Annotated in this window: 23 protein-coding genes and 1 tRNA gene; 7 read left to right on the top strand and 17 right to left on the bottom strand. The window is 64.8% G+C overall.

The window, feature by feature from the left end; all coding sequences use genetic code 11:
* The first annotated feature begins 30 nt into the window (after nt 1-30).
* A complete protein-coding gene (locus ACJ0G7_RS05185) occupies nt 31-921 on the top strand; it encodes a fructosamine kinase family protein (RefSeq protein WP_043694957.1) in 891 nt (296 codons plus the stop codon).
* Between the two features lie 5 nt (nt 922-926).
* Here the strand turns inward: ACJ0G7_RS05185 and ACJ0G7_RS05180 are convergent, their stop codons facing one another.
* Nucleotides 927-1322 carry a CAAD domain-containing protein gene (locus ACJ0G7_RS05180; protein WP_043697308.1) on the bottom strand — a complete coding sequence of 132 codons (396 nt, stop codon included), beginning with the start codon at nt 1320-1322 and terminating at the stop codon, nt 927-929.
* On the opposite strand from ACJ0G7_RS05180, the gene ACJ0G7_RS05175 reads away from it, so the two are divergent.
* Together ACJ0G7_RS05175 and moeB are read left to right on the top strand one after the other, a co-directional pair.
* Entirely contained in the window at nt 1321-1836 is a 516-nt protein-coding gene (locus ACJ0G7_RS05175; protein WP_407395357.1) for a M67 family metallopeptidase, read from the top strand. The two genes, ACJ0G7_RS05180 and ACJ0G7_RS05175, sit on opposite strands and share 2 nt — an antisense overlap.
* Nucleotides 1833-2978 carry a molybdopterin-synthase adenylyltransferase MoeB gene (moeB, locus tag ACJ0G7_RS05170; RefSeq protein ID WP_407395356.1) on the top strand — a complete coding sequence of 382 codons (1146 nt, stop codon included), beginning with the start codon at nt 1833-1835 and terminating at the stop codon, nt 2976-2978. The genes ACJ0G7_RS05175 and moeB overlap by 4 nt, the downstream gene beginning before the upstream one ends.
* 6 nt (nt 2979-2984) lie before the next feature.
* On the opposite strand, the gene ACJ0G7_RS05165 is transcribed toward moeB, so the two are convergent.
* Complete coding sequence (locus tag ACJ0G7_RS05165; protein ID WP_407395355.1) at nt 2985-4133, bottom strand: cob(I)yrinic acid a,c-diamide adenosyltransferase; 1149 nt, start codon at nt 4131-4133, stop codon at nt 2985-2987.
* 53 nt (nt 4134-4186) lie between these two features.
* Here ACJ0G7_RS05165 and larE point away from each other — a divergent pair, with 53 nt between their 5' ends.
* A complete protein-coding gene (larE, locus tag ACJ0G7_RS05160) occupies nt 4187-5026 on the top strand; it encodes an ATP-dependent sacrificial sulfur transferase LarE (protein WP_407395852.1) in 840 nt (279 codons plus the stop codon).
* On the opposite strand, the gene speD is transcribed toward larE, so the two are convergent.
* Both speD and recF read right to left on the bottom strand, forming a co-directional pair.
* Nucleotides 5016-5471 (bottom strand): adenosylmethionine decarboxylase, encoded by a 456-nt coding sequence (gene speD / locus ACJ0G7_RS05155; RefSeq protein ID WP_043694966.1) that lies wholly within the window; start codon nt 5469-5471, stop codon nt 5016-5018. The genes larE and speD overlap by 11 nt on opposite strands.
* Nucleotides 5472-5501: 30 nt before the next feature.
* Nucleotides 5502-6599, bottom strand: coding sequence for a DNA replication/repair protein RecF (gene recF, locus ACJ0G7_RS05150; protein WP_407395850.1), 1098 nt, complete (start codon nt 6597-6599; stop codon nt 5502-5504).
* Between the two features lie 105 nt (nt 6600-6704).
* Here recF and ACJ0G7_RS05145 point away from each other — a divergent pair.
* Nucleotides 6705-6778, top strand: a tRNA-Arg gene (locus tag ACJ0G7_RS05145).
* Between the two features lie 8 nt (nt 6779-6786).
* Here the strand turns inward: ACJ0G7_RS05145 and ACJ0G7_RS05140 are convergent.
* From ACJ0G7_RS05140 to ACJ0G7_RS05105, 8 genes are all read right to left on the bottom strand, one after another.
* Entirely contained in the window at nt 6787-7254 is a 468-nt protein-coding gene (locus tag ACJ0G7_RS05140) for a hypothetical protein (RefSeq protein ID WP_043694969.1), read from the bottom strand.
* Between the two features lie 6 nt (nt 7255-7260).
* The gene (gene ppc / locus ACJ0G7_RS05135) at nt 7261-10290 is read right to left on the bottom strand and encodes a phosphoenolpyruvate carboxylase (RefSeq protein WP_173402144.1); all 3030 of its coding nucleotides are present in this window, start codon (nt 10288-10290) and stop codon (nt 7261-7263) included.
* Nucleotides 10287-11429: a glutamate--cysteine ligase gene (gshA, locus tag ACJ0G7_RS05130; RefSeq protein ID WP_043694973.1), complete on the bottom strand. Its 1143-nt coding sequence runs from the start codon at nt 11427-11429 to the stop codon at nt 10287-10289. The genes ppc and gshA overlap by 4 nt, the downstream gene beginning before the upstream one ends.
* Nucleotides 11426-12946, bottom strand: coding sequence for an anthranilate synthase component I family protein (locus ACJ0G7_RS05125; protein WP_043694977.1), 1521 nt, complete (start codon nt 12944-12946; stop codon nt 11426-11428). Before ACJ0G7_RS05125 ends, gshA begins: the two co-directional genes overlap by 4 nt.
* Nucleotides 12947-13015: 69 nt before the next feature.
* The gene (locus ACJ0G7_RS05120) at nt 13016-13447 is read right to left on the bottom strand and encodes a photosystem I reaction center subunit II PsaD (protein ID WP_043694980.1); all 432 of its coding nucleotides are present in this window, start codon (nt 13445-13447) and stop codon (nt 13016-13018) included.
* Between the two features lie 114 nt (nt 13448-13561).
* On the bottom strand, nt 13562-14938 hold the full coding sequence (locus tag ACJ0G7_RS05115) for a sensor histidine kinase (RefSeq protein WP_407395354.1): 1377 nt from the start codon (nt 14936-14938) through the stop codon (nt 13562-13564).
* On the bottom strand, nt 14935-16176 hold the full coding sequence (gene rodA / locus ACJ0G7_RS05110; RefSeq protein WP_043694985.1) for a rod shape-determining protein RodA: 1242 nt from the start codon (nt 16174-16176) through the stop codon (nt 14935-14937). The genes ACJ0G7_RS05115 and rodA overlap by 4 nt, the downstream gene beginning before the upstream one ends.
* 2 nt (nt 16177-16178) lie before the next feature.
* Complete coding sequence (locus ACJ0G7_RS05105; RefSeq protein WP_407395353.1) at nt 16179-17273, bottom strand: P-loop NTPase; 1095 nt, start codon at nt 17271-17273, stop codon at nt 16179-16181.
* A gap of 116 nt (nt 17274-17389) precedes the next feature.
* On the opposite strand from ACJ0G7_RS05105, the gene hemF reads away from it, so the two are divergent.
* Nucleotides 17390-18487: an oxygen-dependent coproporphyrinogen oxidase gene (gene hemF / locus ACJ0G7_RS05100; RefSeq protein WP_043694990.1), complete on the top strand. Its 1098-nt coding sequence runs from the start codon at nt 17390-17392 to the stop codon at nt 18485-18487.
* Nucleotides 18488-18490: 3 nt separating this feature from the next.
* Here hemF and ACJ0G7_RS05095 read toward each other — a convergent pair whose 3' ends face one another.
* Genes ACJ0G7_RS05095 through ACJ0G7_RS05085 form a run of 3 tightly spaced genes read right to left on the bottom strand, consistent with a single transcriptional unit; the run spans nt 18491 to nt 20376 of the window.
* Complete coding sequence (locus ACJ0G7_RS05095) at nt 18491-19375, bottom strand: N-acetylmuramoyl-L-alanine amidase (RefSeq protein WP_407395352.1); 885 nt, start codon at nt 19373-19375, stop codon at nt 18491-18493.
* A 10-nt stretch (nt 19376-19385) separates the two neighbouring features.
* Nucleotides 19386-19940, bottom strand: coding sequence for a cofactor assembly of complex C subunit B (locus ACJ0G7_RS05090; protein WP_043694992.1), 555 nt, complete (start codon nt 19938-19940; stop codon nt 19386-19388).
* A 52-nt stretch (nt 19941-19992) separates the two neighbouring features.
* A complete protein-coding gene (locus ACJ0G7_RS05085; RefSeq protein ID WP_407395351.1) occupies nt 19993-20376 on the bottom strand; it encodes a Pex protein in 384 nt (127 codons plus the stop codon).
* A 115-nt stretch (nt 20377-20491) separates the two neighbouring features.
* Between ACJ0G7_RS05085 and ACJ0G7_RS05080 the strand changes: the two genes are divergently transcribed.
* Complete coding sequence (locus tag ACJ0G7_RS05080; RefSeq protein WP_407395350.1) at nt 20492-21136, top strand: ribonuclease D; 645 nt, start codon at nt 20492-20494, stop codon at nt 21134-21136.
* Between the two features lie 14 nt (nt 21137-21150).
* Here ACJ0G7_RS05080 and ACJ0G7_RS05075 read toward each other — a convergent pair whose 3' ends face one another.
* Nucleotides 21151-21399 (bottom strand): hypothetical protein, encoded by a 249-nt coding sequence (locus tag ACJ0G7_RS05075; RefSeq protein ID WP_186484839.1) that lies wholly within the window; start codon nt 21397-21399, stop codon nt 21151-21153.
* A 19-nt stretch (nt 21400-21418) separates the two neighbouring features.
* Nucleotides 21419-22660, bottom strand: a complete 1242-nt coding sequence (locus ACJ0G7_RS05070; protein ID WP_407395848.1) for a lipid-A-disaccharide synthase-related protein — start codon at nt 22658-22660, stop codon at nt 21419-21421.
* Between the last annotated feature and the right edge of the window lie 5 nt (nt 22661-22665).

The raw sequence follows: 22665 nt of genomic DNA, 5'->3' as shown, positions 1-22665 counted from the left end.
CATGCTGGCAAGCATTGGCTTCGGTCGGGGATGAACGAGCAGCTGCTGCAGGGCCTGGTCTCCCCCGGGGGGGCGCTGGCAGGAGCCACGATCGAGGCCGTGACACCCGTCGGGGGCGGCTGCATCCACCAGGCCAGCCGCCTTCAGCTTGCCGATGGACGCCGTCTCTTCGCCAAGAGCGGCCCCGCTGACGCGCTCGTTCTGTTCGAGGTCGAGGCCGAGGCACTCGCCGCTCTGCACGACCATGCCGATGAGGCGCTGTTGCTGGTGCCACGGCCTTTGGCGGTGTCGTCCATCTCCGGTGGCGCTGTTCTGCTGATGCCGTGGATGGATCTGGAGGGATCCGATCAGCAGACGCTCGGTCGCGGTCTCGCGCTGCTTCATCAGCATTCCGGTCGTGTCTCCCCCGGACGCTTCGGCTGGGATCGCGACGGCTTCATCGGTGCCGGGCCCCAGCCCGGAGGCTGGCGAGAGCGCTGGGGAGCGTGCTTCGTCGACCTTCGGTTACGCCCCCAGCTGGCCCTGCTCGGGGATTGCGGATGTCCACCCGACCAACTGAACAGGGTTCTCAGTGAGCTGGAAGCACGGCTGGATGACCACGGGGCAGAGCCTGCTCTGGTGCATGGCGATCTCTGGGGCGGAAATGCCGGGGTTCTCTCCGACGGTCGTGGGGCGATCTTTGACCCCGCGGCCTGGTGGGCCGACAGGGAAGTCGACCTGGCGATGACCAGCCTGTTCGGCGGGTTTTCAAGGCAGTTTCGGGAGGCCTACCGGACGGTTCTGCCTCCCCGCCCAGGGGAAGCAGACCGGGTGGCGATCTACAACCTGTATCACCTGCTGAACCACGCGAATCTGTTCGGTGGGTCCTATGTCAGTCAGGCGAGAGCCAGCCTGCAGGGACTGATCCGCTGGATGCTCTGAGCTGATCAGCCCAGGTATTCCTGACGCAGGGACTGGATGCGCTGAACCAGGGCATTGCGCTTGTCACTGGTGGTGAGGTTCTTCCAGCTCCACTGTCCGACCACCACGAGGCCGAGCAGTTCCAGCAGACCGGGAACGATCGGCAGCAGGTTGATCGTGTCGAGGATTCCCTTGATCAGGATCTGAGCAACGATGACGGCCGCGAAGATTCCGGCGATCTTGCCGATCCGACCCATCTGGTTCCAATCCACCTTGTCAAGGGTTTCATTCACCTTGCCGATCACTTCGCTGTAGCGCTCAGCGAAGGAGGTGGTGTCCTCCGGGGATGCCGATGCGGCAGCGTCCACAACCGGAGTCTCGCCAGTGACGGCATCCTTCAGATCGGAGACGGCGTTACTCATGGGATTGGCGGAATCCGCAACAACGTCAGCAGAGCGTATCGGTGAGTTCCCGATCTCGCCATCCATGCTGGGCTTCGATCATCGATGCCTCACGATTCTCCGTCGGTCGCTGTCCGCCGCAGAACCTGATGAGGGGTGTGCGTTGTTGATCGGAAGCTGTTCACAACACGGTTTCTGGCGTCTGGAACAGGTCTGGCCCTGCTGCAATGTCTGGCTGCCGCGATCCGCTCGAGATCAGCGCTTCACCCTGGATCCGCGGGAGCAGCTGGCGGCGCAGCGCTGGGCCAGGCAACACCGTCAGCAGGTGCTGGGGGTGGCCCATTCCCATCCCAGGGGTTCGGCGGAACCTTCCCCCCGTGATCGGCACTGGGGCATCCCGGGGTCTCTCGTGCTGATCCTCTCGGGGGATGGCGATCTGAAGGGTTGGTGGCTGGCTGCCGATCGCCGCGTGCGGGAGGTTCCGATCGAGGTCTGGGACACTCGTTGCGGTGATCGGCTCCCCGAAGCGCCATGACCACTCCTCAAGAGCATCCGGCGCTGTCTGCGGACGAGAAGCAGCGCTACGCAAGGCATCTGATCCTGCCGGAGGTCGGCAGGACCGGGCAGGAACGGTTGAAGGGCGCGTCGGTGCTGTGCGTCGGCAGCGGCGGCCTTGGATCACCGCTTCTGCTGTACCTGGCGGCAGCGGGAATCGGCACGATCGGCATCGTCGATGGCGATGTGGTGGAGGTTTCAAACCTGCAGAGGCAGGTCATTCACGGCAGTGCCTGGGTCGGTCGGTCCAAGGCCCGCTCGGCGGCTCATCGCATCGCTGATCTCAATCCCCACTGCCGGGTCGAGGTCCACGACGTCATGCTCACCATCGACAACGCCCTGGAGCTGATCCGTCCGTACGACGTCGTCTGCGATGGCACGGACAACTTTCCCTCCCGGTATCTGATCAATGACGCCTGCGTGCTGCTGGGCAAGCCGCTGGTCTACGGCTCCGTCCAACGCTTCGATGGCCAGGTCAGTGTGTTCAACCGTGGGCCGGGGCGTCCTGACTATCGGGACCTGCTGCCGGAGCCGCCGCCTGCCGGTGAGGTGCCGTCCTGTGCGGAGGCCGGCGTCATGGGAGTGCTGCCCGGACTGGTGGGGCTGATTCAGGCGACCGAGACGATCAAGTTGATCACGGGCATCGGGGATCCGCTCGATGGTCGTTTGCTGGTGGTGGATGGATTGTCGATGCGTTTCCGGGAGCTGCGCCTGGAGAGGGATCCGGACCGGCCGGCGGTCCAGGGCCTGATTGACTACAGCCAGTTCTGCCGCGGCGAGGTTGCCCCCATGGACAGCATCAGCGTCACCGCGCTCAAGGAGCTGCTGGATTCCGGCGCCGAGGATGTGGTGCTGATCGATGTCCGCAATCAGTCCGAAGCCGATGTTGCGGTCATCGCCGGCAGCCATCTGATTCCTCTCGCCACGATTCGCAGCGGTGAGGCCATGGAGCAGGTGCGTTCGCTCGCAGCGGGCTGCCGCGTGTTCGTGCACTGCAAGCTTGGTGGGCGCTCCGCGCAGGCCGTGGAGGTTCTGTCGCAGCAGGGAATTCCTGCGAGCAACGTCGAGGGGGGCATCGATGCCTGGGCCCAGCAGGTGGACCCCACCATGGCCCGGTACTGACCCGGCTCAGTAGTCGACGCCGCGCTTCAGATCAACTCCCTGCTCGGCGTAGTGCTTGTGGCACACCATCTCGGAGTGGACACTGGCCAGATCGAAGTAGGCAGGCGGGTTCTTGCATCGTCCTGTGATGATCACCTCCGTTTCGGCCGGTTTGCGCAGCAGGGTTTGCACGATCGGCTCAACGGGCAGCAGTTCCAGATCCACGGTGGGATTCAGTTCGTCGAGGATGACGGTCTTGTAGAGACCGCTGGAGATGGCGGCCCGAGCGATCTCCCAGGCCCGCTCCGCTTCGATGTAGTCGATCGGCTCCTGCTGGCCGCGCCAGACGATGGCATCCCGTCCGGATCGCAGATGATCCACCAGATGCGGATAGCTTTCGCGCAGGGCGGCGATGGCGGCGTCCTCCGTGTATCCGGTGCCGCCCTTCAGCCACTGAAGGATCAGAACCCGGTGGCTCTTGTCCTGGCTGATGCCGCGTCCGATCGCCTGAAGGGCCTTGCCAAGGGCGCTGGTGGATTTCCCCTTCCCTTCGCCTGTGTAGATCTCGATGCCGCTGCTCATGTTCAGCGGGATCACCCGATCGTCCTCCATCCCGGGGCGACGGTGGGCCCGCATCTCGGAGTGCAGGTCCGCACCACGGATCAGCGGTGCGGGTGCAGCCCGTCCTGTGACGATCACCTCCATGCCGCTGGGACGCTTGCTGAGGGTTCTCACGACGTCCTCGATGTCGAGCAGTCCCAGGTCCAGGACAGGATTCAGTTCATCGAGGACCACGACGGAATAGAGCGCGCTGGCGATCGCCCCCTTGGCGATCACCCAGCCGCGTTCCGCTTCGTCCCGGTCGAAGCGCGTGGCCTCTTCCGCCGTGAAGTGATCGGCGCGCCCGGTGCGCAGATGATCGATCAGATGGGGGAAACCCTGCTGCAGAGCTTCGATGGCGGCGTCTTCGTCGTAGGCACGCCCGGGACCCTTCAGAAACCGAAGCAACAGAACGCGGGTCCGGCGCTGCTCACAGATCCCGAGTCCGATGGTCCGCAGCACCACGCCGAGGGCGGCCTGACTCTTGCCCTTTCCCTCACCGTCGTAGATGTGCAGCTGACCATGGCTGCGTTCACGGCTGTCGGCGGCGGTGACGATCCCGATGCTTCGGGGCATGGAGTCGGCTCTTACGGTTGGAGCCTACCGAGATCGACCGGGTTGAGAAGCTGATGTTCCGTCTGCAGGAGCCGTTACCGACCCGAGAGGCCGACCTGCTGGAGCAGCTGCGCGCCTGGATGGCGCCATCACCCGGGCTCTGTGTGGCTTATTCCGGCGGTGTCGACAGCACGCTGGTGGCTGCCATCGCCCACGAGCAGCTGGGCGAGCGGGCCTTTGCCGTCACCGGGGTGTCGCCGGCACTGGCCCCCCATCTGCTGGAGGAGGCACGGTTGCAGGCCGGCTGGATCGGGATCCGGCATCGGGAGTGTGCGACCCAGGAGCTGGACGACCCGGCTTACAGCAGCAATCCGATGGATCGCTGCTTCGCCTGCAAACGGGAACTGCACAGCCATCTGCAGCCGATTGCGGCGGCGGCGGGCTCTGCCCAGGTGGTGGACGGGGTGAACCTCGATGACCTGGGAGACCATCGCCCCGGAATCAGGGCCGCTCAGGAAGCGGGGGTGCGTTCTCCCTTGGCGGAGCTGGGGATCGATAAGGCAGCCATCCGTTGTCTGTCGCACGCGCTTGGATTCCCCTGGTGGGACAAGCCGGCTCAGCCCTGCCTCGCCTCCCGATTCCCCTATGGAGAGAGCATCACCGCCGAGCGCTTGCGTCGGGTGGGTCATGCAGAAGCATGGTTGATCAGGAACGGGTTTACCCGCGTGCGGGTCCGCAGTCAGGGACTGGCGGCACGGATCGAAGTGCCCAGGGACCGTCTTCAGGATCTGCTGAGGCTGGCTGATGAAGCGAGCCTCGTGCCGACGCTGCTGAACCTGGGATTCACCTCGGTGAGCCTGGATCTTGAGGGGTTGGTGAGCGGCAAGCTCAACAGGGTTCCCGTCAGCGGTTGAGCCCGATGGGAGTCCTCAGATCCGTCGCCACAGCGGATGGCGTCTCTCGCAGGAAGCTCTTGAGCGCATGGCTGCCGGCCTGCAATTTCTCGCGAAGCACCTGGCAGGCCCGGTCGGGCATGGTGTGGTCACCACAGGTGAAGACATCGACGGCGGCGTAGCCGGTCTCCGGCCAGGTGTGGATGGAGATATGGGATTCAGCCAGGAGGGCCAGGCCCGTCACACCCTGGGGCTCGAATCGATGGGTGATGAGATTGAGAAGGGTTGCACCAGCACGTTTCGCTGCGGTTGTGATGGTGGTTCTCAGGAATGCTTCATCGTCGAGCCGACTCTTGTCGCAGTCGTAAAGCTCGAGAATGCAATGTTTGCCGACCATGTCGGTGGGTTGGCCATTGGTGTCGGTCCATCCCGGGTTGGGATGCAGGTCAGACAGGGTCTGCTCCATCAGGCGGAATTCAGAAAAGAGTCGCCAAGACTATCCGATGTGAACCGCGCTGTTCAGCTCTTCTTCTCCGACGATCTGAGCCTGCTGACGCCAGCCTCCGTCGAAGCCGTCGAGGTGCGTGGCGCTGATCAGGCACTGGTGATGGCAGCCGACCGCCTCCAGCAGAAGGCGCTGACGCTGGGGATCGAGTTCCGCCAGGACGTCATCCAGCAGCAGAAGCGGGGGTTCCCCGCACAGATCGGTGACCAGCTCAAGCTCCGCCAGTTTGAGGGCCAGCACAAGCGATCGCTGCTGTCCTGCTGAGCCGAAGCGACGAGCGGGGCTGTCGCCGAGCAGCAGCGCGACTTCATCGCGGTGGGGGCCGACCCGGCAGCTGCCCAGCCGCTCCTCCTCCTCCCGCTGCTGCCGGAGTTGCTCCTCGATCGACAGGCGCCAGGGTTCCTCCGCTTCCTCCTCGTCCAGTCGGCTGCCGGGCTGGTAACTGAGATGCAGTTGTTCGCTGCCGGCACTGAGATGGCTCTGCCAGCGACAGGCGATCGGTTCCAGACGCCGCAGGGCCCGCAGCCTGCGCCGGTGAATGCGGGTGCTCACCAGCGCCATCTGAATGTCGAAGGCATCCAGCAGTGCCTCCAGTCCTGTCCTGTCGCGGTTGCTGCGTTGGCGCCAGAGCTGGCTCCGCTGCCGCAGCAGACGGCCGTAACGGCTGATCAGCTCCGCATAAACGGGTTCGAGCTGCAGCACGACCCGATCCAGCCACTGCCGTCGCAGGGCCGGTTCACCCCGCACCAGATCGAGATCCAGCGCACTGAATCCGATGCAGCGCATGGGGCCGATCAGATCCAGCTGCCGGTCGAGCACCTTGCCGTTGCGGCGGGCCAGGCGTCCTCCGCTGCGCCGCAGTTCCAGCTCCAAGCGATCACCGTCTCCCACCTCCGCCCGCAGCACTCCTCTCGAGGCGTTCCACTGGATCAGGTCACGGTCACTGCTGCAGCGATGGGAGCGCAGGCTCCCGAGCAGTTCGACCGCCTCCAGAAGATTGGACTTCCCGATGCCGTTCGGGCCGATCACCAGCAGCCGCGGCTGGTTCAGCTCCAGCTGCAGCGCCGTGTGGTTCCGGAACCCCTGCAGATGGAGCTTGTGGAGCCGGATGGGTCCGGGAGCGGTCTGTGGGTAAGGTACCTGGAATGGAGCGGCCTCCGGGTCGTTCTCCTGCTGCGGCTCAGGCCGTTCAGTGGGCATGTAGCTCAGCTGGATAGAGCATCAGATTCCGGTTCTGAGGGTCGGGGGTTCGAATCCCTCCATGCTCGTGTTCATATCAGGTCTGAGGTGATTGAAGCCTCAGGCCCATGGCTCGGATTCCACTCGGGTCGATCACAAAACCGCACGACTGAAGCGACTCGATCGCCATCGACGAGGCGGACACCGAAAGGCTGCATCCAGGCAGATCCCTGCGGAGGATGTGCAGGGCTCGGTGCACCAGCACGGTCAGCAACACCCCCTGGTCCGGGCCAGGCCGCGCCGAGAGATTCCAGAGGTTGGCGTTGAGGGCGAGATCGCTTGTGGCCCGCACGAAGCCCACAAGCTCACCGCTGGATTCCTCGAGAATGCTCAGATGCCAGAGGCTGCGGGCGAGAGCCTGCGGCCAGAGAGCTTCGGCATGGGTGCTCTCCTGGCAGGAGGCCAGCAGCTGGTTGATCGCAGCAGCAGAGGGAGGCTCAACAGTTTCCAGCCGGTATCCGGTCGGAAGCTGGGGGGTTGAGGACTGCTGGAAGAACGGAAGCAAGGAGACTCAGCCTGTGTTGCGCATGCCGGCGGCGATGCCGTTGAGGGTCAGCAGAGCACCGCGGAGCAGCTCACTGCGGCTGTAGGTGCGCCGGTCCTCCGGCACTCCAGGTGCCTCGCTGATGGGTGGTTGACGGTTCTGATCGCGGAGGCGCTTCAGCAGGGCCACCTGCAGGAAGCCGAGGGGCACGATCGTGCGGTTGCGAAGGTCGACGGACAGCTGCAACGCCTGATCGGCTCCGAGCAGGCGTTGCTGCCCTGTGATCTCCAGCACCAGCCGCAGTGTGAGGGCGTATTCATCCGCGATCGACTGGAAGATCGCTTCGAAGGCCTCCCTCTGCTCCGGATTGCCCAGGCTGGTCATGTAGTGATGAGCAAGGTCCAGATCCACCTTGGAGAGGGTCATCTCCACCTTGGAGACCAGCATCCGGAAGAAGGGCCAGCGCTGATGCAGGCGACGCAGCAGATCGAGCTGCTCAGCATCGGAATCCACCTCGGCGGCGAGAGCCGTTCCCACGCCGTACCAGCTGGGCAGCAGGAACCGGCTCTGGGTCCAGCCGAAGACCCAGGGGATGGCTCGCAGGCTGGAGAGATCGCGCGCTCCGCTCTTACGGCGGGCCGGGCGGCTGGAGATCTGAAGTTTGCTGATCTCCTCGATCGGAGTGACCTGCTGGAAGAAGGCGACCAGATCCGGGTTGTCATGCACCAGAGCCCGGTAATGCTCCCTGGAGCGGGTCGCGACACGGCTCATCAGCTGATTCCAGCTGGGTGTCGCATCCAGCTGGTTGGTGACCAGGCTGTTCTGCACCACAGCGGTGGTGACGGTTTCGAGGTTGTAGAGGGCCAGCTCCGGCAGGCTGTACTTGGAATTGAGCACCTCGCCCTGCTCGGTGATCTTGATCCGTCCCTGAAGCGTGCCGCTCGGTTGGGCAAGGATGGCCTGATAAGCCGGTCCACCGCCGCGACTCACCGATCCGCCACGGCCGTGGAAGAGCCGAAGGGCCACACCATGGCGACTGGCCAGCTCCTGGAGGGCGATCTGGGCCTGATGGATCTCCCAGTTGCTCGAGAGGAAGCCTGAATCCTTGTTGCTGTCGGAATAGCCGAGCATCAGTTCCTGCAGCGGCTGTCCCTGGACGCCGACCGCGGGCAGCAGTTCGCGGTACTGGCTGGTCTGAAACAGGCTCTCCATCACAGCGGGGGCCTTCTGCAGATCCTCCACCGTCTCGAACAACGGCACCACCAGCAGGGAAGCCTGCTGCGCCTGCAGATCCACCAGGCCGGTCTCCTTCGCCAGCAGCATCACCTCCAGCAGATCGGAGCCCGTGTGGCTCATCGAGATCACGTAGGAGTGGCAGATCCGTTGCCCGAACTCCTGCTGGAGGCGATGCAGCATGCGGAACACCGCGATCGTCTGGGCCGTGGGCTCCGACCACTCCACCGCGGCGGGGATCAGCGGGCGACGCGTCTGCAGTTCCTGAAGCAGCCAGGAGAACCGTTCGTTTTCCTCCATGGCGCCATAGGCCTTGGGCAGCTGGAGGTAGCGGGTCAGCTCATCGATCGCATCGCTGTGACGGGTGCTTTCCTGACGGATATCAAGGCTGGCGAGCGAGAACCCGAAGATGTGCACCTGGTGCAGAAGGGTGTCCAGGGGTTCGCAGCTCAGCTCTGTGGAGACCAGGCTGTTGCGGATCAGTTCAAGGTCGCTCCGGAACTGATCGATCGAGGTGTAGTGAAGGGCCTCATTGCCCTGTAGACCGTCCTGAGCCTGGGCAGGGCTTTCCTGCGGGGTCTGCCAGCCCGCTTCCGAGAGCTGGTTGTTGCGCACCAGCGTGAGTTCCAGGCGCTCGAGGATGTAGCTGAGCTTCAACCGGTACGGCTCCAGGCGGTAGCGGGCCGCCCGTTCCTCGTACACCTCCGGGAAGCGAAGCCGGTCCATTTCCAGCGATTCGAGCAGCTGAGGCGCCACCTGACTCCACTGCATCGAGATGCTGAGCTGATTGCGCAGCGCCTGAACCGAGCCGATGTAGAGCTCGAGCATCAGCTGGCGCTGGTAGCAAGCGGTGCGCCAGGTGATCTCCGGGGTCACCGAAGGGTTGCCGTCCCGGTCCGATCCAACCCAGGAGCCGAAGGTGCAGAACGATGCCTGGGGGAACTGCACATCCGGGTAGTGGCGGCTCAGAGCAGACGTGAGTCGTCGCCGCAGCTGAGGCATCGCCGCGAACAGCACCTGCTGGAAGTAATGGAGGGTTGAGTCCACCTCATCCAGAACCGTCGGCTTGAACTGATGCAGCTCGTCGGTGCGCCACCACAGCCGGATCTCTTCCTCCAGCTGGCGCCGCAGATTCTCCTCGTCCTGACGGGCGATCGGCAGGTCCGACTGCAGCCGCTGCAGCAGATGGGCCACACGCCTCTGCTTGTGACGAACGGTGTGGCGAACGATCTCGGTGGGGTGAGCGGTGAACACCAGCCGGATGTCGAGTTCCTGCAGCAGGTTCTCCACCTGGCCGGGTGGGACATTCATCCGGCGGAGCCGCTCGAACACTTCGCCGAAGGTGGCCGGATCGGTCTGGCTGGCCAGGGGTGGTGCGAAGGGATCGAAGTGATCACCCGCATCGGGTTGCTGGCTCCAGCTGGGCCTGAGGCTGTCGAGGTAGCTGTCCTCTTCGATGCGCTGCTCGAGGATGTTGATCAGCTGGAAATAGAGGGAGAAAGCCCGGGCCGCGGCGATCGCCTCGGAGAGGTCCATCGCCCGGATCAGCTCGACGACCGCTTCGCTGGTGCTCTCCCCGTCCCGACCTTCCAGGGCCACGGGATCACTGAGCTGCTTGAGACGCAGCAGTCTTTCGCTCTGCTCCGGCGGGCACTCACTGCGCAGCACGGTCTGCCAGAGGTCCTCCACCAGCTCAAGGCGGTTCTGCAGCAGGCGGCCAGCTCCTTGGCCTCCACCGCTGGCCCTGGGCTGTTCGCCGTCGGGAGCTTGGGCGGTGGACTGGGGCATCGAAGCTCCGCTGGACGGGTGACTGGCCATGATCATCCCAAAGCGGGGCTCGGTTCGTGGAGCAGCTGCTCCTGGTGCTCCATGGCATCACTGCCGGCACGCAGCAGATCAGCGATCGAGCTGCCGCGGGCATGGGCCTCACGCCAGCGCATCGCCTGATTCCCGCTCGCCAGGAGACCCTCGAGCGGCAGCAGTCGCTGGTGCAGTCCGAGCTCTTCGGCGAGGGGGGTGATGCTTTCAATCAGGTCCTGAATCCAGCGGCGGCACAGCACAGGAGCCCCATCCCTCCAGTGGTGCAGATCCGCATCGAGGCTGAGCTGCGCCGCCGCAGCATCGTTGCCATCGGCGAGCTCCGCCAGTTCATCGGGGCTCAGGCTGCTGCTCTGCAGTGGATCAAGCTGCTCGGGGTGCCTCGCCAGGCTGAGCACCCGCAGTTCCAGAAGGGTGGTGATCGCCAGCAGTTCGGCCGGATCGGTGACCAGGTCGCAGATGCGCAGTTCGAGCCGATTGAGGTCGTAGGGCCGTCGGGGGCCATTGGGGCGAACGGAGGTCCACAGGTGTCGCTCGTTGCGCATCGATCCGATGGCCAGTTGCTCTTCCACCCACTGCTTGTAGTGGTCGTGATCAAGGAACAGGGGCACCTTGCCGGGCGTGAGAGGGAACTGCTGCCAGCGCTGGGAGTGGTGATCACAGAGCTGACCTCCCAGGAACGGTGAACTCGCGCTGAGGGCCAGCAGCAGGGCGGCTTCACAGCGCACCAGCCGCAGGGCTGCGAACAACAGTTGAGGGTCAGTGAGTCCGAGATTGATGTGGATGCTGGCGGTCACCACCCGGGTGCCGTAGCTGTTCTCGATCAGAGCGTGATACGGGTTCTCCGGATCGGAGCGCTCAAAACGGCTGGGGTCCCCGAGGCTGAGGGTGCTGCCTGGGAGCAGCGTCAGTCCACGCTCGGCGAGCCAGGTGCGCAGGATCCTTCGGGGGGCGAGCAGCGCCTCCGTCAGAAGCGCGTAGTCCGCGATCGGCGCTGTTGTGTATTCCAGATTCCGCTGATCCGGCTCCGTGACGAAATCAGGAAGGTCCCGCACCACCTCAGTGGCGACACCGACGTTTTCACCGTTCGGGCGGCCGGTGAACAGTTCCACCTCGAAGCCTTTGAGCAGCAGTGAATCGCTCATGACGGGAGCGGATTCAGGCAGGCCAGCGCTGTGAGCATGCCGCGGGCTTTGTTGAGTGTCTCCTCATACTCCGCCGCGGGTTTCGAATCAGCGACCACACCAGCCCCCGCCTGCACGCTCACCCGGCAGCCGCCCTGTTCGCCGGGGCGCACAACCATCGTGCGGATCGTGATGGCGGTGTTCAGGGCGCCGGCAAGATCCACCGAGCCATAGACCCCGGAATACGGACCGCGCGCATCCGGTTCGAGATCGTTGATCAGCTGCATCGCCCGGATCTTCGGGGCCCCGCTCACGGTTCCGGCCGGGAAGGCGGCCATCAGCAGGTCCCACACATCGTGCTCAGGTGACAGGCGCCCCTCCACCTGACTGACGATGTGCATCACGTGGGAGTAGCGCTCGATCACCATCAGATCCTTGACGGTGACGCTTCCCGGTTGACAGACCCGTCCCAGGTCATTTCGGCCGAGATCCACCAGCATCACGTGTTCGGCACGTTCCTTGGGGTCTGCCAGCAGTTCCACCTCCAGTTCCCTGTCCTCCAGCGGGTTCCGTCCTCTGGGACGCGTGCCGGCGATCGGCCGCAGGCTGGCGTGGATCCCATCCGCCGCTGGTTCCGCCTGCACCATCACCTCCGGGCTGGACCCGATCAGCTGCCAGTCTCCGAAATCGAAAAAAGCCATGTAGGGAGACGGATTCACCATCCGCAGGCTCCGGTACAGCTCCAGGGGTGACTGGGGGACCGATGCCTCCAGCCTCTGACTGAGAACCAGTTGGAACACGTCCCCCGCGGCGATGTGCTCCCGTGCGGATTCCACCGCCGCTTCGAAGTCGCTCCGATTGCGATTGCTGCTCACGTCCGGCAGCACATCCGCGTTCGGGCTCCACTGGAGAGGTGCGACCGCCGGCAGGGGGGCATCCATGCGGCGTCGCAGGTCGGCGATGCGCGCCAGAGCTGACTGCCAGGCGGCCTCCACGTCGCAGCCGCCGCTGAGGTCGCCGTAGGCCACCGCCGTGATCAGACGTTTGACCTGATCGAAGATCAAGATGCCGTCCATCAGCATCCAGATGCCATCCGCTGGTGCGGTGTCGTCCTGCGGATGAATCGGAACGGTGGGCTCAATCCAGTGGATCAGCTCGTAGCCCCACATGCCGTAAAGCTGTCCCAGTGGAGGCAGCCCAGGCAGATTCGCGCACCGGTACGGAGACAGGCAGTGACGCAAGCCGTCAAAGGGATTGCCCTGATGGACATCTGACGCTCCATCACGCCACCGACGGGTCAGCCGGTCACCGCGGGCGGATGCTGTCCACAACGGATCGCAGGCGATCACACTCCAGCGGCCCAGTGTTTCACCACCTTCCACGGATTCGAGCAGCACTCCGGGGGGACGACCTGCTCCCACCTTGATCCAGGTGGTGAGGGGGGTCTCCAGGTCCGCTGGCCAGCTCTGGGCCAGTGGAATCAGATTGGCGCCGGAGTCTGCGGCCTTTTGAAAGGCGGCGCGATCAGGACTGAACATGAGCGCATCCTCGCAGCACCTGCCCGAAGGGGGATCCCTCCGGGCGACGGCTCTGCCGTCGGGACGCGATCAGGCGTCGTAGGTGTTGCGACCGCTGAACTTGATGTTGGCAGGGTTGGTGTTCTGGCCGATCCGGCGAGGGTTGTGACCCACCATGGCGCGACCCTCGTTCACCTTCTCGGAGAAGACGCCGTCCTTGGGATGCAGGAACTCGGTGTCTCCACCGGGGAAGATCCGGTAGATCTTGTAATCCTCGATCCGGGGCTTGAACTTGGTCCGCAGCTGAGTGCCGAGGGCAAGGCACTGCTCCTTGCGCGCGAAATACATCAGGTTTTCGCCGGCGTTCATCGTCGCGGCACCGCCGGTGGGCAGCTCGAAGACCTGAGCGATGCTGCTGGTCCAGGTGATTGCGTATTTCTCTTCGGTCTCAGCGGAATTCAGCAGACCGCCGGTGCTGCCGATGTTCTGTGGAAGTTGACCGTTCAACGCCGATGCTGTCATTGGCTGCAGGACTCCAGACGGGCCGATACGGCTGGAAAGTAGCACTGTGAGCAGGCCAGGATCCGCGCTGGGACAGCAACCTTCACACCAGTCAACAAAGGGATCCCGGAGGCTTCAGCCGTTCTCCTCGGCCACTGGAAAGAACACCGTCAGCTCCCGTTCGCGGCGAGCGTGGTACCGACCTCCGAGGCTGGCCAGCAGCTGTCGGGTGGCCTGCTGGCTCAGTTGCAGGCTTCCTGTGGTCGGATCCCAGCTGAGCACAGGGCCGACCTGCTCAGTCGTGTCACCGTCCGCTGCACTCCCCTCAGAGCCGGGAGGCGACTGATCGCTTGATTCCACAAGCAGTTGCAGCTTGAGGCGAGCTCCGGCTGCCCGCAGAAGCAGGATCAGCTGACTTCCCGCCGGCAGTCCTCGACCGCTGCGATCGATCAGGCCTCCGAGCATCGGCTCCAGCCGCCGGGGATCACTCAGAACAGGAGGCAGGCCGGCCTCCAGATCGAGCACCAGGCCAATGCCCCGGCGCTCCAGCTGATCACCCCAGCCCGGAGCCAGGGATCGAAGGATCGTCTCAAGGTCGGTTCTGGCCAGGCTGGTTTCCTGCGGCTGACGCTGCAGTTCGGCGGCGTGGAAAATCAGTCCGAAGCGGTCGATCTGTTCACTGCACTCCACATCGATCTGGCGCAGACGGCCCTGAACGATCGAGGGCAGATCCCTGCGACGCAGCAGGGAGCGGATCAGCGTTCGGATCGTCGCCAGTGGGGTGCGCACTTCATGGGTCAGAGCCTCCAGCAGGCTGAGGTCATCCTCCTGGTCGCTGGCGTCCGGCACAGCCTGCGGTGATGAGGCCTGCGGTGATGAGGTCTGCAGGGTGAGGCTCGGTGCCGTGGTGGCCAGCCGCTCGGCGAGTCTCGGCCAGAAGCGCTGCTGCAGCTCGTCATCACTGTGCAGCGGCCCGAGGTCGGCCAGTTTCTCGGCGAGTGTCTCCGCTTGCAGCGGGTGCTCCTGCTGCAAGCGATGGCCCAGCAGCGCGAGCGCGTCGGAGAGGGTCTCCGGATCACTGCGCATCAGCAGCTGACGCTGTCCGGGATCTCCGATCAGCGCCAGGGCCAGCTGCAGCGTCGGCGTGATGACCAGCAGGAACGGATCCTGTCCATCGCTGTCCTGAAGCGGCAGTCGCTGGAAGTGCGAGCCCTGCTCGAACGACGCCTCCCGACCGGCGGCCGGAAGCGCCGTCTGACCCGGTGCGAGACGGTCGAGGCTCTCCGGAGCCCAGACCCATCCATTCAGGTGGCGCAGCAGCTCCGGCTCATACAGCGCCGGCAGTGGTGCGGCCAGCCAGAGACCGCCAGAACGTCCGTTGCTGAGCAGTTCCTGCTGCAGCGTTTCCAGGGCGGCCCACCAGAGCCGCCGGACGCCGGTTTCATCACAGGTGCCGTGAACCTGGTCCCTGGCCAGCAGCCGGCGCAGGTCGTTGAAGCTGGTTCCGCTCACCAATGACCTGCCGACGTCGATCGGCTCTGTCTCAGAACGGAGAGGCTGAGGCCGAGGGCGATGAAGTTCACCACCATCGCTGAGCGTCCGTAACTGAGAAATGGAAGAGGGATCCCTGTGACAGGCCCGAGACCGATGGTCATGAAGATGTTGACCACGACCTGGAACATCACCATGGTGCCGATGCCGATCACCACGAGGGCTTCGAAATCGGTGCGCGCGGCGCGGGCCACCTGCAGCATCCGGGCCATCAGCAGCGCGAATCCGATCACCACCAGCAGACAGCCGATGAATCCGGTCTCCTCACCGAGAGCGCTGAAGATGAAGTCGGTGTGCTGTTCAGGGATGAAGCGCAGCTTGGTCAGTTGCCCCTGGAGGAAGCCACTGCCGAAGAGTCCTCCCGAACCGATCCCCACGGTGCTCTGCAGAAGGTGATAACCGCCGCCGAGTGGATCCTTGGCGGGATCGAGGAAGAGCACCAGACGATCGCGTTGATAGTCCTTGAGGCCATGCATCCAGAGCCATGGGGTGACTGCTGCCATGGCTCCGTGGATGGTCACGGTGATCAGGGCTGCCAGCCGCTTCCAGGGCAGAGCTGAGTAGGCCAGCACTCCCATCAGGGGAATCCATGCCGCCATGGCCCAGGGCAGCAGCCCGGAGAGCAGGGCTGTGATCAGCGGTGAGAGCAGCAGCACCAGCCACTCGAACGGCATGCCGGACCAATACAGCATGGTCAGCATCAGAGCGCCGAAGACCAGAGAGGTGCCCAGGTCCGGCTGGATGAACACCAGCAGCCAGGGAACGGAGATCACACCGAGTGGTCGCAGGAGATCCACCGGTCGTTCCACGGGGTGACGGGCCAGCACGGCGGCCACCAGCAGGATGGCGGCGATCTTGGCGAACTCCGAGGGCTGCACATGCACCCCTGCGATGCTGATCCAGCGCTGAGCTCCGAGGGCGGTGGTGCCGATCAGCCGCACCGCCACAAGGCTGGCCACGGTGAGGATGTAGATCGGAATCAGCAGAGGTCGCAGCCGGCTGAGGGGAAGCCTCTCGAGCATGAGCGCGATCACCGTGCCCACGGCTGCTGTGACCCAGTGCTGATACCAGTTCGCATAGTCAGCCTGACGCTGCGTGCTGGCGATCAGAACGCCCGCGACCGCCACCATCGCCAGCGGAACACCCCAGAGCACCCATTCCCGCTGTCTCCCCCGTCGGCCGCGGCTGGTGCTGAACATCCTCAGGTCGGCTGCCCCACCGTGTCGGCCAGGGAGGCCGCATGGAACACAGCTTCGGCCAGCTGTCGGAACTCCTGGGCACTGGTGGAATCAGGCCGACTGGTCACGATCGGCCGGCCGGCATCGCCTGCTTCCTGCAGTGGCATCTCCATCGGGATCTGAGCCAGCAGCGGCACGTCGTAGTCCTGAGCGAGGGTGGCCCCACCGCCACTGCCGAACAGGGCGTAGCGGCGGTCGGGCAGATCCGGAGGGATGAAGGCGGTCATGTTCTCGGCCACGCCAAGCACGGGGATTCCCAGCTGGCGGAACATCGCCAGACCCCGGCGGGCATCCTGCAGAGAGACCTGCTGCGGCGTGGTCACGATCACAACGCCCGCCATGGGCACGGCCTGTGCCAGAGACAGCTGGGCATCGCCCGTTCCGGGGGGCAGATCCACCACCAGGACGTCCCGTTCCCCCCACTCGGCCTGATAGAGAAACTGTCGGATGATTCCGTTCAGCATCGGACCCCGCCAGATGACGGGTTGGTGCTCGTCGATCAGAAGCCCCATCGACACCATGGCCACGCCGCAGCTTTCGATCGGGATGATGCGCTGCTGATCACCGCTGCCTTGCACCTCCGGGGTGCAGTCCGCCACCCCCAGCATGGTGGGAACGTTGGGGCCGTAGATGTCGGCGTCGAGCAGTCCCACGCGATGTCCCTGCTGGGCCAGGGCGCAGGCGAGGTTCACCGCAACGGTGCTCTTGCCGACACCGCCTTTGCCGCTGCTCACGGCGATCACCTGCCGCACGCCTGGAATCGGCTGACGCTCCGCCGGCTGACCATGTCCGGCCTGGCCGATCCCCCCCTGACTGGGGGGCTGTCCCACTTCGATCTGAACCTCTTCGATGCCGTCGAGCTGGGTGAGCAGAGTGCGCGCTTCGCTGGCAATCCGCTCCCGCTGACTCTGGGCGAATCCAGGCAGCATCAACCGGAACACCACCCGTGGAGGCGCGACGCGCACCTGATCGATCCAGCCGAGCTCCATGACCGGTCGGCCGCTGCCGGCATCCTTCACCTGTTCCAGGCAGCTGACCGCCTGCTCCGCCGTGACCATGTTCAGAGCTGATGCGAGCGGATCCTAGGGGTGGCCTTGCGTGACAGTCCCTGTCGGGATCTTGTCGGGGCCTCACCCGGGCTGTTTAGGTTCACAGATCCGAACCCGTCACTTCCATGGTCCGCAGCCTGCTTCAACGCGTTCTCGGTCGTTCCGGGAGTCCGGCGTCTGGAGCCCCGCAGGCTGCGCTGGAGCGTCCGCCTGCCGATTCCCGCGACCGGGCCAGATCCATGGTGATCGGCCTCCAGGACGAGATCTGCGCCGGCCTGGAGGCCCTCGATGGAGAGGGGCGTTTCGTCGAGGAGTCGTGGGTGCGTCCTGAGGGCGGAGGGGGCCGGTCCCGGGTGATGCGTGAGGGACGCGTGTTCGAGCAGGGAGGCGTGAACTTCTCCGAGGTGCAGGGAGACCAGCTTCCTCCCTCGATCCTCAAGCAGAGGCCCGAAGCCGAAGGGCATCCCTGGTTCGCCACCGGAACCTCCATGGTTCTGCATCCCCGGAATCCCTACATCCCAACGGTTCACCTCAACTACCGCTACTTCGAGGCCGGCCCGGTGTGGTGGTTCGGTGGCGGTGCTGATCTGACGCCCTATTACCCGTTCCTCGACGACGCCCGTCATTTCCATCGCACCCACCAGGCGGCCTGTGATTCGGTGCATCCGGATCTGCACAAGGTCTTCAAGCCCTGGTGCGATGAGTACTTCTTCCTGAAGCATCGCGATGAGACCCGGGGGGTCGGCGGCATTTTCTACGACTATCAGGACTCCAACGGACTGCTCTACAAGGGCCAGGACAAGGGCGGTCCGGCCGCGGCCATCTCCTCGCAGCTGGGATCCTGTCCGCTGGGCTGGGAGCAGCTGTTCTCCCTCGGGCAAGCCTGTGGACGCGCTTTTCTCCCCTCCTATTCCCCGATTGTCGAAAAACGTCAGCCGTTGACCTACGGCGATCGGGAACGCGACTTCCAGCTCTACCGCCGGGGTCGCTACGTGGAATTCAATCTGGTCTGGGACCGCGGCACGATCTTCGGTCTGCAGACCAATGGCCGTACGGAATCCATCCTCATGTCCCTGCCGCCCCTGGTGCGCTGGGAGTACGGCTTCAAGGCCGAGGCCGGGTCCAGAGAGGCTCTGCTCACTGAGGTGTTCACCAAGCCTCAGGACTGGCTGGGTGATGCCTCACTCGAGGATCGTTGCCGTCCCCATCAGGCGGTGTCCTGACGCTCAGCCGCGTCCGACTCCCCGTTCCAGGGCATCGACGACGCGCAGAGCGAGGCATTCCACGGTCTGATCGCGCCGTGCGGGATCCCTGAGGCCCTGCTCGAGAGCGCCCTGAAGCATGCCGATCTCAAGGATGCCGATCCCGCGGCGCGGTCCTCCGAGCCCACCCCGGAACAGGCGTGGGAAGCGGCCGAACGCTTCCGCCAAGCTTTCATCCACAGTGTTGAGCCGGCGGTTGACAGCCGGGATCAGGCCGGAACCGAAGCCATAGGGGCTGTAGGCGTCGAAGTGGATCTCCAGGACGTACTCCCCTCGGGCTGAACGTCGTTTCGCCTGGGACCAGTTGGTGGCAGGGTTCGCGTGGTTGCGGATGGTCAGAGACGGTGGGGTGTAACCGCTGATGTTCAGCCCACGTGCCTGCCCGAGACGCACGACAGCGTCCTGCACCTTGAAATTCCAGAACAGTTCGTCCCGCATGCGGGCGTCCATGGGCGCCTGCTTGAGAACATCCACCGCGTATCCCGGAGTCCCTGCTCCGTCCATGGCCTGGGAGTCGGCATGGCCGGCCATCACAACGATCGGCAGATCCTTGCTCACCGGATCGAGGCCCCGCCAGCTCCCCGGCATCCGGGTTCGGGCTCCAAGCAAGGGATCGGGATCCGACGGCCTGGGGCAGTTTCCCTTGACCGCAGCAGGGGAGGGCGTCTCTGCCGCAGGCGGATCCGGTAACCAGTTGCGACCGGCAACCGTCAGGTCCTGCTGCCCTGAATCCTTCGGCTGCAGGGGGCGTTCCCCGGCGTTGGCCAGAACAAGTGCGGCCAGGGACAGCGTCGTGACGGCAAAGCTCACGGACGTGCGGCGACGGCACATCCAACCCGGGAGAGGCATCGGTTTGAAGTCAGATCGGAGAGGACAGCAGGGATCCATCGCTGGCCAGTTCAAGCGGGCCTGCCAGCTCCTGCTCGATGGCGATCAGCTCGTCGCGGTGGGCCCGCAGGCGCAGGGCACTGCCCCCTTGAGACGTTTCCTCGAGCAGCCGCAGTTCAAGCTGTTCGGTGCGGGCTGCCCGTCGGATGTAGATCACACCGGCCAGAGGGCCGAGGGCGATCAGAAGCAGAGGCCAGGCATGAAGCCCGGGCGCCAGCTGACGGAGGACGAGAGCGAAGCTGCCGGCTCCTGTGGCCGCCAGCAGCGAGAGGAGCACGGCTAGTGGGCGGCTCGCGGAGACCTCGCCGCTGAAGCGCAGCAGCTGGCGTTCAGCGTCTCCGCCATCCCGGTTCCATCCACGGGCTTCCAACCAGTGACTGAGCCCCTCAAGCACTTCCAGCGGTGGCCTGGGGGACTGGATGTCCACCACCGTGGTTCGATCCTTGCTGGCCGCCCGGAGAAAGAACACCAGGCCGATAGCCAGGAGCACCGTGAGCAGAAGTGTTGATTGGAAGCCCGGCGGCATGGTGGGCCTGAATTCGCTGAAACCTTACTCAGGTGCTCCGCTCTTCCTGGGATCAGGAGAGCACCAGGCTGTGGGAATCAAGCCAGCTGTGCCAGGGCTCCATCAGCCGTTCGGCTTCCCGTCTGGCGTCGGTCTGCAGATGCAGCATCCGCCGTGGACGGCCCCGGCTCGGGCAGCGTTGGGTGTAGGTGCTGATCGAACCCTGCTGCTCGAGAAAATCGAGGGCCTGTTGCAGCACGGTTTCGGAAAGCCGCAGCTGGGGTTTGTCCCTGTTCAGCTTCTGCAGCAGTCCGGAGGGATAGTTGTCGTCTTTGAGCAGGCATTCCAGAACCCAGCAGACGGCCAGTTCCAGGTCGAGGAACTGCGGCGGCGGCTGACGGAAATACTGTTCGATATCTGCAAGGCAGGTGCGTGAAGGCTTGCGGCGGGAGAACACAGCGGCTGAGTCGCTGACTCCATCAAAAGCGATCTCATTTTGAGATTCAAGAGGGAGTTTGTGATTCGGCTGGCCGCGGGCCCGCCAGACTCGAGCAGTTGCCGGGAACTCACCCGTGGCTGATTCGCCGACTAGTCCTGCTGAATTCGCTGTCTTTGACAGGGACCTTGATCAAGCCTGGACCGACCGCTACCTGCAGATGGATGCCCTGGCGGTCGACACCGAAGCGATGGGACTGGTGCACGGTCGCGATCGCCTCTGTCTGGTGCAGATCGCTGATCAGGACGATCGCGTCGCCTGCGTGCGCATTGCCCTCGGTCAGAGCGAGGCCCCCCAGCTGCGCAGGTTGATGGAGGCTGAGACGGTGGAAAAGGTGTTTCATTTCGCCCGATTCGATGTGGCGGCTCTGGCCAGCGGGCTGGGGATCGCCGTCCACCCCTTGTTCTGCACCAAGGTCGGCAGTCGGTTGGGCCGCACCTACACCCCTCGCCATGGACTCAAGGATCTGGTGCAGGAACTCGTGGGTGTGGAGCTGGACAAGGGGGCCCAGAGCAGTGATTGGGGTCGCGTCGACGAACTCACCGATGCGCAGCTGGCCTATGCCGCCAACGATGTGCGCTACCTGCTGCCGGCACGCCGGAAACTGGAGACGATGCTGCGCCGTGAGGGGCGCTGGGAGCTGGCCCAGCGCTGTTTTGGCTGCATCCCTGTCGTGGCTGAGCTGGATCGTCTGCGCTTCAACCAGACCTTCGAGCACTGACGGGGGCGGACAGCTCAGTCCTCGAGCATGAAGTCGGCATGCCCTTCGCTGGACTGCAGCAGGGCTCCGAGTTCCTGGCTCCGGGATGTGTCCAGCTCATCCAGCATCTCCTGAGCCACCCGACGGCGGTCTTCCACAGCCCTGCTCCCAGCACGGGCTGATGCCATGTCCACCTGGCGTCGGGCACTGGCAAGGCTGATGCCGAGCCCGCTGGCGAGCCTGGCGCACAACTTCACGTATTCGGGATCTTGAAGGGCGGCCATCTCTGCTTACCGGATGCCTTCAGTATCCGTGCAACCGGTCCAGGACCAGCCGTGCCAGGCGGGCACTGCCTCCGGGAGGTCCCATCCGGTGCCGTCCGATGCCACCAAGCTTCGTCCTCAGTGCTGCATCATCCAGCAGTTGAGCGAGTCGTTCGGCCAGCTCGGATGGAGTGCGACAGGGCCGCACAGCACCTCCCAGCAGCCGGCTCTGACGGACTGCAAATCCCCACTGGAACTGGGGTCCCGGTCCCGGCAGAGAGACGGCCGGAATGCCCAGCCCTACCAGCTGTTCCGTGGCGGTGCCCGCGGTGGCCACTCCGGCTTCCGCCCAGCCGGCCCATCGCGCGAAGCACCCGGGGCCGATGAGGATCATGCGTCGTCCGCTCACCCAGCAGGCCGCCGCCTCGAGTGACTCCGACGGGGGCAGGCTGCGGCGATAGCCCTGATCCAGCAGCACCCGCTCGAGCGCTGACAGGGGCGGCTGCGATCCCACCGCCACCAGCACCGCCAGAGGGACCGGGGTGTGCATCGAGGACAGGGACCCCAGCAAGCGCCGGAAATTCTCCAGGGCCTCCGGCATGCGGCTGCCACAGAGCAGCAGCACGCGACGGCAACGGCAGAGCGCTGTCGGGACCGCGACTCTTTTAAGACCATCCATCATCGGATTGCCGGGAGCGAGGGCGTCAATCCCGTGCTGACGCAAGCCCCGGGCTGTGAGTCGGTCGCGCACCGCCACGAGCCGGCAGCGGTCACGCCGCATCAGAGCCCACTCCCAGGGATCCCATTCGCTGCCTTTGACGCGGTGGTAGCGGTCGCTGATGGAACGCCCCGGACCGCTTCGCCAGGTGTAATCGCTCTTCGGTGTGCCGATGAATCCGTACGGAGCACCGCTGCTGAACGCCAGGGCCAGCGGCAGCAGATCGCCCACAGCCAGCATCCGCCGCCCCTGTCTGGCCAGGCGTTTCACCAGGCGCCACTGATTCCAGCTCAGCAGCGGCAGACCGGCGGCAAGATCCTCCAGCAGCCCGCGGAGACTCTGATTGCTGAAGCCCCCGCTGGGGAGGCTGGCGTTGGGGCCGACCCTCTGCAGCCATCCAGCCTGGATGGCGTTGCTGAATACACTGCCACCGCCCACGAGAGACAGCACCTCAAGGGGCAGTCCCGGGCGGAACCGGTGGATCTCCTCCAGGACTCGCAGGGCGATCAAATCCTCGCCGTGGCCATTGCTGAGAACGAGAAGTGCAGCTTCTTCGCGGCTGATACGAT

Source organism: Parasynechococcus sp. (assembly GCF_045559935.1).
Lineage (GTDB): Bacteria > Cyanobacteriota > Cyanobacteriia > PCC-6307 > Cyanobiaceae > Parasynechococcus.
The sequence above is the reverse complement of the archived record's forward strand: the minus strand, read 5'-3'. Positions and strand labels throughout refer to the sequence as shown.